At 68.2% G+C, this 1,844-nt stretch carries 1 protein-coding gene; it reads left to right on the plus strand.

Going from position 1 to position 1,844, the window contains the following annotated elements:
- On the plus strand, positions 1–1,844 hold a 1,844-nt coding region (locus CH293_RS27770), incomplete at both ends, for an HNH endonuclease signature motif containing protein (protein ID WP_094722070.1).

Below are 1,844 nucleotides of genomic sequence, written 5' to 3' on the forward strand. Positions count from 1 at the left end.
CGACTGTTCTGGCGCAGGTGGTCACGGAGGTGGCGGTGTCGCTGGGTCTGTCGCAGAGCGCCGCGCGGCCGTTGTTGAGCGTCGGGCAGGAGTTGTCGCGGATGCCGCTCACGGCGCTGCGGTTCGTGTTCGGCGGCGTCGACTGGCCGCGGGTGCAGGTGTTGACTGCCGTGTTGGGGAAGGCATCCGATGCCACGATCGCGGCTCTGGAATTCGAGGCTGTCGCTGCGGCGGAACGGTTGACTCCGCGGTCACTGCGACTGTGGTTGTGGCGACTGTGGTTCTCCCACGACCGCGACGAAGCAGCGGCCGCGCAGGAGAGCACGGTGCGCAGTAACCGGGGGATGCGGGTGCGCCGCGACTGCGGCGGGGCATCGATACTCGAAGCGATCGTCACCGACCTCGAAGGCGCCGAAGTCGAAGCATTGGTGACCGAGATCGCCGCGACGGTCTGCCGAGAGGACCCGAGGTCGGCGACAGCGTTGCGGGTCGATGGGTTGATGGCGTTGATCCACGGCGAACACGCCCTCGAATGCCAGTGCGGGCGCGGTGAACGATGCCCGCACGACGGTGCCGCGGACCGGCCCGATCCTCGGCGGGGTCCGTTGGTGCAGATCCTCCTCGACGCCGAAACTCTGCTCGGATTGCGTCAGAACCCGGCTGTACTGGCCGACGGGACCCCACTCGATCCGGAACTGGCGCGGCTCATCGCCACCGACGCCCACTGGCAAGGCCTGCTCACCGAACTCCACGACGTCCTCACCGCCCGAGCACCACACACCCACCAACCCAGCCACACCGAAACAGAGACAGAGGCAGAGGACGCGGAGAACACCGAGGCCGCAGAAGACGCCGAGACTCCCGGCGACGCAGGGACCCACACCGATACCGATACCGGCACACCTGGCGACACAGGCCTGGGTGACACCGAGACCGAAGACGAGGCGATTGAAGACGAGGCGATTGAAGACGAGGCCGGCACCGAAACAACAGTCAGTGGCACAGCCGCCGTCGACGAGAACACCGACAGTCCTGACGATCTGGAGAGCGACGACACCGGCGCTGCCGCGACGGATCGACGACAAGCACCGAGGACAGTGCTCTCGTCCCTACGGATTCGGGTACCGCGGCTGATTCACCGCGGCCGGATCCGCCGAGCAGGAACCCTACCCACACCCACCCGCGCCACCGGCCTGCCCAGCGCCACCGGTCTGCCCCGTGGCACCGGTTTACTCAGGGGTACCGGTCTGCTCAGCGACACCCTTCGCGCGCAGATCACCGCGGCACTACTGGCAGCGATCGCCGCCGACCCCGCCCTCGCTGCAGGACCCCATCCCGACGGCCACGGCGGTGACACCGAACCACCACCCGGCGCCCTGACCTACCGACCCAACACCGACCTCGCCGCCCGCGTACGCATGACCTACCGCACCTGCACCCACCCCGGATGCAACGTCCCCTCCACCGACTGCGAACTCGACCACATCGTCCCCTACGACCACCACACCCCCCACCGCGGCGGATGGACCATCGAGACCAACCTCCACCCCGTCTGCACCGCCCACCACAAACACAAAACCGCCAACGCAGCCACCGTCGCCCACCTCGCCGGCGGCATCATCATCTGGACCCACACCACCGGCATCCGCACCCTCACCTTCCCCGAACTCGGATGCCCCACCACCGCACGCACCCGCCGACGCAGACACCGACGCGGACGACCCCTTCCCGAACCCGACACCACCACACCCACCTGGTGGGAACAACACATGCCCCCCACCACACCCGAACCCACCACCGCCGACCTCCGACACGCACCCACCGACACCGCCCGCACCCGAATC

It is taken from the genome of Rhodococcus sp. 14-2470-1b (genome assembly GCF_002259415.1).
Taxonomy (GTDB): Bacteria; Actinomycetota; Actinomycetes; order Mycobacteriales; family Mycobacteriaceae; genus Rhodococcoides.